Annotated in this window: 5 protein-coding genes; 1 reads left to right on the forward strand and 4 read right to left on the reverse strand. The window is 58.8% G+C overall.

Annotated elements, in window-relative coordinates; genetic code table 11:
* The 3 genes from AC066S_RS38155 to AC066S_RS38165 all read right to left on the reverse strand — a co-directional run.
* A partial coding sequence (locus AC066S_RS38155; protein WP_478271881.1) for a non-ribosomal peptide synthetase occupies positions 1 to 2,431 on the reverse strand: 2,431 nt, incomplete at its 3' end.
* Between the two features lie 449 nt (positions 2,432 to 2,880).
* Positions 2,881 to 3,267, reverse strand: a complete 387-nt coding sequence (locus AC066S_RS38160) for an ectoine synthase (RefSeq protein ID WP_126262194.1) — start codon at positions 3,265 to 3,267, stop codon at positions 2,881 to 2,883.
* A 1,338-nt stretch (positions 3,268 to 4,605) separates the two neighbouring features.
* The gene (locus AC066S_RS38165; RefSeq protein WP_235884962.1) at positions 4,606 to 4,872 is read right to left on the reverse strand and encodes a DUF4349 domain-containing protein; all 267 of its coding nucleotides are present in this window, start codon (positions 4,870 to 4,872) and stop codon (positions 4,606 to 4,608) included.
* 369 nt (positions 4,873 to 5,241) lie between these two features.
* Here AC066S_RS38165 and AC066S_RS38170 point away from each other — a divergent pair, with 369 nt between their 5' ends.
* Positions 5,242 to 5,445, forward strand: coding sequence for a hypothetical protein (locus tag AC066S_RS38170; RefSeq protein WP_126262193.1), 204 nt, complete (start codon positions 5,242 to 5,244; stop codon positions 5,443 to 5,445).
* A gap of 940 nt (positions 5,446 to 6,385) precedes the next feature.
* On the opposite strand, the gene AC066S_RS38175 is transcribed toward AC066S_RS38170, so the two are convergent.
* The gene (locus tag AC066S_RS38175; protein ID WP_126262192.1) at positions 6,386 to 6,592 is read right to left on the reverse strand and encodes a hypothetical protein; all 207 of its coding nucleotides are present in this window, start codon (positions 6,590 to 6,592) and stop codon (positions 6,386 to 6,388) included.
* Between the last annotated feature and the right edge of the window lie 706 nt (positions 6,593 to 7,298).

Below are 7,298 nucleotides of genomic sequence, written 5' to 3' on the forward strand. Positions count from 1 at the left end.
AGATCCGCGCCAGCGCGGTCTCGACCGCGCCTTGCGGCGCCTCATAGGCCGCCAGCGCATAGGCCTGATCGCGAGGGGCCGGCAGCGCGTTGCGATCGAGCTTGCCGTTCACCGTCAGCGGAAGCGCTGCCAGCCGCACAAACGCGCTCGGCACCATGCAATCCGGCAGCCGCGCACTCAAGTGCGCGCGCAAAGCGCTCGCAAGCCCGCCTGCATCGCCCTCGTCCGAGCCGGCCTCGGGCGCGCAGACCACATAGGCGATCAGATGCTTGTCACCGGCGCCGTTCTGGCGCGCCACCACCACCGCCTCGCGCACGAAGGCGTGTTCGCAAAGCTTTGCTACGATCTCGCCCGGCTCGATGCGATAGCCGCGGATCTTCACCTGATCGTCGTTGCGGCCCAGGAACTCAAGATTGCCGTCCGGCAGGTAGCGTGCCAGGTCGCCGGTCCGGTACAGCCGGTCGCCTTCGACAAAGGGACTGGCGATGAACCGCTCGGCTGTCAGCTCGGGGCGGTTCAGATAGCCCCGTGCCACCCCCGCCCCGCCAATGTAAAGCTCGCCAACCGCACCGAACGGCACGGGCGCGCCATGGCCGTCCAGCAGGTACACCCGCGTGTTGGCGATTGGACGCCCGATGTGAGGCATCTCGGACCAACATGACGGATCGGCTGCAAGGCGGTGCTCGGAAATGACGCTGATTTCTGTGGACCCATATTGATTGATCAATCTCGCGTTCGGGTGTGCTTCGAAGAACGCCCTAAGCAGCGGAGTGGCGTGCAATCGCTCGCCGGCTGTATAAAACTCTCTTAAAGAGGGCAGCTGTACGCGCTGCCTGCTCCAGACTTCCGCGAAATGATTCAATGCTACGAAAGGGAGGAAAAGCCGCTCGATTGCCTCCCGCTGTAAAAATTCCAGCAGGTCGGAGAAGCGCCTCCGGGTCTCTTCCCGCACGAGCACAAGCGCTCCGCCGTCCTTCCAACAGATGAACAACTCCTGACAGGACACATCGAAGTTCAGGGTCGCAAATTGAAGTGTGCGCAGTTTTGACGCGCCGATTCCCGCAAGCGAATTCACGAGTGCGCCGTGGGACATTTCAACGCCCTTGGCGATTCCGGTTGAGCCGGATGTATAGATGACATAGGCGAGATGGCGCGATGTGAGGCCAAGCGTGACTGGGTCCGGGTTCGAAGGCGGCCGCTCGGTCCAGGGCGGGGCCGCCGTCTCCAGTTCGACCACCGTCGCATCGGCCACGGCTTCGGCGCCCAATGCGGTTTGGCCGGCGACATCGCAAAGCAGCAGTTTCGGTTTTGCATCGTCGACGATTTGCCGCAGCCGCGCTGAGGGATACGCCGGATCTAGCGGCAGATAGGCGCCTCCGGCCTTCATGATCGCCAAGACACCAACCACCATCGCTAGGCTGCGTCCCAGGCAGATCGCCACCGGCTGATCCGGCTTGACGCCGAGCTCGATCAGATGATGCGCCAGCCGGTTGGCGCGCGCATTGAGTTCGCCATAGCTTAGTTTCTCATTATTATGGACCACCGCCACCGCATTCGGCGCCTTTTGCACCTGCGCCTCGAACAACTCATGGATACATCGCTGAAACGAAAAGGGCGCCGCCGTTCGATTCAAATCTTCAAGTAGATACGTGCGTTCGTCGGTTGGCAGAACGCCGATTCGGCCAACAGACTGCCCCGCATCGTCCATCACGCCGCGTAACAAAGCTTGCAAATGATGCGTCATGCGGTCAATCTGGTTCGGCGCTAATCGAGCGGCATCAAAATGCCAGCGGAAGCTCCCATCCAGAGCGCAAACCTCAAACGTCAGCAAATCGCCGCATAAGGCTCGGGCCGCCTTATGGCTCGTCGACAGATCGTCGGCGACGGAACAGCTCTCTGTCGTGATGGCAATGCCAATCGGCCAAGGCTGGCGCGACTGTAACGCCTCCACACTTCGCAATGTCGGGCAGCGCGCGATAAGATCCCGGGCATAGGTAGCGTGCGTCCTCAGCTGAGCGACTTCGGCTGCTACGGTTGTGCGCACTTCTTCAAAATCATGAGAAAGCTCAATGCAAACATCCATCGGAACGACGGAGGCGATCAACATCTCGACGAGTTTGCAGCCAGCTTGCAATCCGTCCCATGCAGGCTTCCATCCCAGTTGAAGCTTTTTTTGCCCCGTGATCCGAGCGAGATAGATCAGCCAAGCCGTTACCAAATATTCCGAGCGATCTTGTGGGGAAAGTTCAGCCAAAGCACTTGGGCTAACCCACGAACTCGACTGCCATCGGGAAGGCGCCGCAGCCGCGGATGATGACACGAAAGGAGGATGCAATCTTCTAAACTGCTCGAGGCGCCGTCGCCAAAACTCCTCCCCGCGCGCCAGCAGCTCATGTGGGCCAGATATGCTCTGCACCTGTTCATCGCTCATTCCGCATCACCAAATATGGTGCCGGCAGTATCGCAGCTGCCGCTCAACCGCGTCAGCGTTTCTGGTAAGCGTTCTCATCGAACGACTCCTCCTCTATGGCGCGCTTTAGAGGATTACGCATGTATCGTGCCAACGGTGAAATCGGGTGCAATCACTGCGATCGTCACAGCGGTACTATGTCAGTTCTCCAACAGCGTCGCCCGACATCGTACAACTGAGCGCGCCATTAATCGGCATAAGCATCCACCGCCTGGTCTTCCGGACAAGCCTGGACTCCCAAAGTAATTTGTCGGCTCAGCCGAACCGCATCGCGTCCGCCTTTCGCAAAACCGGGACAAAGAGTTTTTCTGAGGTCCGCGCGTGCGGTACGGGGCAATGCTGGATGGCTCGAGTAAACGTTTCTGGCAATTAGCGGCAGTTCATATTGGATTGGTGTTTCTTCGCATCGCTCAATATGTGGAGCCTGCCGGGTCGTCGAGCTTGTGGCGCTCGGTTCCGGTGAGGGGCGGGTTGAAGATGCTAACGAGGATCAAGTCCTTTCCCCGTCCCCCGCGCAGGAAATGCTTGTCATGCTTGTCAAGCACATACATGTCGCCCCGGCGAATGGGAAAGACATTGCCGTCCATGTCCTCGACCTCGCCCTCTCCGCCGATGCAGTAGCAGGCTTCGAGATGATTCCGGTATTGCAGAAGGGAAACGGTGTTGGCGCGCACGACGGTGTGGCAGATGCTAAAACCCATGCCGTCCTTATCCGTCAGAAGGCGGTGGCTAGTACCATTGCCCCAATCGACGAAGTGATCGGTTGCTTCAACGTCGTGCAGACTACGCACAATCATAGTGTTAGATTGCCCCGTGCAGATTGAAGTGATTGATCCAAAGGCTGGAGGCGCTTGTTCTGCCCCGGAACTGCGACCTCCCGTGTCGCGCGGCCGACTGGGATCTCTGTCGAAAACCCCCGCCGCCGGATGCTGAGAACCCGTGCAGTAATCCCAGGGGATTGGCTACACGCAAACGCCCTGCCATTTGCCCCACATCGACTATTAAAACTATAGGCGCGAGGGTATTTCGCAGCCGCCCCGATCGGCGCGTACCAGCTTGATGTTCCACCTTTCGCGCGGTACCGCTTACCTTTGTATTTCCCAGAATGCTGCTGGAGATATTGCCGGCGACATGAACTGTCTCCAGTCGGAGATTTGGCAAGTCGTTTCCTTCCTTGCTGTCCCTCTCGCCGCGAATACGGTTCCCCAGCGTCTCAGCTAGGAGAGCAAATGTCATGCCGCGATAGGAGACCGATGAAAGATAAAAGTTGTGGCTGTCTCAGCTGGCTAGCGATTAGAACGATTTGGCTGGGCGTGTAGCCAATCTAACAAACTGGCGAGATATTGGCCGAATACAAACAGATCCTCGAGCGAGAACCGGTCGAGCAGAGCGGAGCGTCAAGATCCCCAAACCGCTTCAATCCGCTTTTAGAAGTTGCAAACTACTCCTGGCGTCACGCTCGGAAAACTCGTTGTGACGTCGGAAATCCTTGGCACAAGCTGCGCCGCCCTGTGGCTGTCCGTTGAGCTATTTCTTTTTTTTCGCAACCTTGCGCTTCGGCTTCCGCGTTCTGGCCTCGCCGATTTAGCAGACTTTGACTCGGAGGGAGGCTTCTTCGCTCGTGGCGATCTTGGGCGGGTCTTCTTAGTCACACGAGCATCTTGAAAGGCGCTCTGCACTCGTCGTCGATCGGCTAACACCTGGACGCGGTGTTGCAAGCTCTCAGCCTCATTCGTCCGGTCAGCGGCGCGGAAATGGTCTGCGGCCCTTCGGAAACACGCCTCTGCAGCTTCGAGATCGTCAGGCTTTGAGTAAGCTCCCCTCTGAGCGAGAGAGTGTCACCTTTTGGCTTCGGGCGCGCGCCACAAATTTGAGAAATCGGTCGCTTATCCCAAACACCTGTTGCTTCCAGTCAATCAAGAGCCGCTGCACCAGCTTCTCGCGGTGAACGGCAGACAGAGTGGGGCGCGAGCGAGAGACGGCTTCCACATGCAGCTGCGCCACCAAAGCTCGGGCGAGCGCGCGGAACGCTTCTTGAGGTTCATGCGCGGACGCCGCAAATGCGCGCTCGGTGACCTTATCGGATAAAATCCGGGTTCGGGCGGGCTCCCAAATGCCACCGCGCCCCGCGCAGGTCAGCAGATCAGGCCGCCCGGGGTCCCGGACGCGCACGTCGTTCGCGGCTCCGCGCCTAGCTCGCCGGCATGTCCGCCCCCTTTCCGAAGGCCAAACGCGAGCGGGAAGGTCTCGGCCGAAAGAGACTCGAGCGCGGTCTGCTCTTCGGTGAGGCGTTTTTCGATGAACTGACGTTCGACATCCGACAGGTTCGACTTCAGCAGGCGACGATAGCGGTGGATATTGTTGCGGTGAGCACGAATGCGGGCAAAGTATTCATCGAGCATCCTGGACGCTCCTGACGTCGTCGCAATGTCTACAGAGAGATATTCAGGCGAGCATGTCGTCGGTTAGTGCGCCGCCTGTCATCGCATCTCCACGCCGTTCGGCATGGCAGTTCGTGATATCACTCCTAGCATTTCCATTTCGATGATCTGCAGCGTTTTTGGCTCGCCATACACCGTTTTTCTGCTCCGCTAATCCCTCAAACAGAGCTGGACGCCTGCAAGGCGCAAGGAATATTCGGCAAGCCGCCGGTGGCGGACGCTTGTCGCCAACAAGCTCGCCCGTCAGTATTCTCTCGCGGCGAGCTGAACATCATCTGCCGATGTGCTATACGCAGCTTCGTTGAGAACAGGTTTGCTTGAGAGTTTCGGATGTCTCTTTCGATTGGATTGATTGTGGAAGGCTATGTGAAACTAAACAACCGCAGCGCGCTGGAGAACCTTCTGACACATCGGCGGGAGCTACTGCAGAAGTTGAACCGCGTTACCGGAATTGATCCGAAGGAAGCAATCGCTCAGGTCAGTCAAGAAATCACAGTGATCGAAAAGGCACTTGCGGCGCTCCCACAGGAGTAAACAGCAACGGCGCACCGGCTCGCGTGAGTTGACGGCGCTCCGGCGCCGAAGACTGACTTCGCCCGCATTTGCGGATGAATGTTATGAGCACAACGCCTCACCGGTATCGTGGCGCGCAAGGATGCGTGCGCCAAGGCTTGGATGCGCTGCCTTTTGTGCGAGCTGCTCTCTTTAAACGATTGGCCGCTCGCAGGAGCAACCCGCCTACCGATTCATATATGCAAATGCGGCGCGGCGACTTGCATGGGCCGATCGTGACGTATCGTGGCAACGACCTCGGGGGACTAAGATTGACTGCCGGTGCTTGTTCGCAAAACAGATCTTCGTTCGGAAGGGCGGGACTGGTTGGATGGTTTATTATCGAGAGCGCAAGCGGCCAGCGTTGATCGGAACCGGCTTAGCAGCCAATCTAACCGTTGAACAAGCGGATGCTTACCGCTTCGCGGGGAAAAAGGTCTGATTTGGCGCAGAGCATTCGAGATGCCAGATCGTGTCATCGTCCGAGCCTGCACATGCGATTGTATATGAGCGCATCAACTCCTGCGGCCAGGAACGCTCGCCCGCAACGATGAGACGCTGCGCCCGTGTCCATCGTACAAAGATTCCGTTGGACGCGCAGCTGACGGACACCGCGCGCTGTTTCTCAATCGGCAACCGACCGCCGCAGGTTGGTGAATGTCGCCCACGACATGAACAATGAACTTCAACACGCGGATCCGTTCGCGTCCGCTGCGCGCGAAAGGATGCGCCATGACAATGCTCCACCGGATGACGCTGCGTCTTGGGTGACGTAGGCCGCCATCGATTTGCGACCACAACAGACCTCTGCGAGCTGGCCGGATCGCTACGCCGCAGGCGGCGCGACGGCGCGAAAACTAGAGAACGGGCCAGGATCTTCAGCACTGCGACTTGTAAATTCACCTCGATGACAAGCCGGGTCCTAGGTGTATCGCCACATCGTTGGCGCTTTGGAAAGAGCCTCCCGACCGATCTGTCTAAGCAGATCGGGGCGCGTCTCACCTCTGGTGGCCGCCTCCAGGATTTTGGAGGCAACGTAGGCGCGGACGCCAGCGTCATACGGTGGGACGTTCTCGCAAACCTCCTCCAGGATCGTGCGCAGGAGCGCGGTCGTGGCACCGTCGAGCATTGGGAGATCTCCCTCATCCCATCGAGGAAGATAATGGGCATTTGCTGGACCGCAACGCAAGTACATCAGATCGTATGAGGCTTCGCGACTGCGGGTCAGCCGATTTTCACGGCGGTGCAATGTCCAGCATCTCTGCGATCGCTAATCAACTGCGGTAGCTCGCCTAATCGGCCTGCTTTTGCTCTTCTCGTCGCTTCTCTCCGGCTTAGCAGACAAGTTTGGCAGAGCTCAGAGCCCAACGCGACGCCCTGCGATTACGCAGGGTGTGCTGGGACTTCTATTGGGCGCCGGACTGGTTGGCCGGCTGCGGCAGGCCAATGTGTTCGTAGGTTGCCAGTTCGGTTGCGGACCTCTTGCCGCTTATCGCGCCCGCCGCGCCCAACCAAGCCCGAAGGCTTCGCCTCTTGCACTGTAGAGGGACATCGCGATCAATTGTTGCGATGAAGCATATCTTCACGCCAAAAACCAGCGCCGGCCCCGTGTTTGACGACGAAATCGCGCCAAGATCCGACACCTACGAACAGTGATCCGTGACTCGCCCCCTAGCCGCTCTTGGCGATCTTTATGCAGGTTGGGGAGTGAGCTGGCCCCGGTTGTCTGAACAGAATATCCGCGTCGATAAGTGGAGCCTCTGCCGGGGTTAGGCTGCCGTGCGGAGCGGCAGCGGGGTGAAGTAGGCTTGATCCGGTGTGCTGCCGTCAAGGCT

Source organism: Bradyrhizobium sp. CFUWI (genome assembly GCF_056429085.1).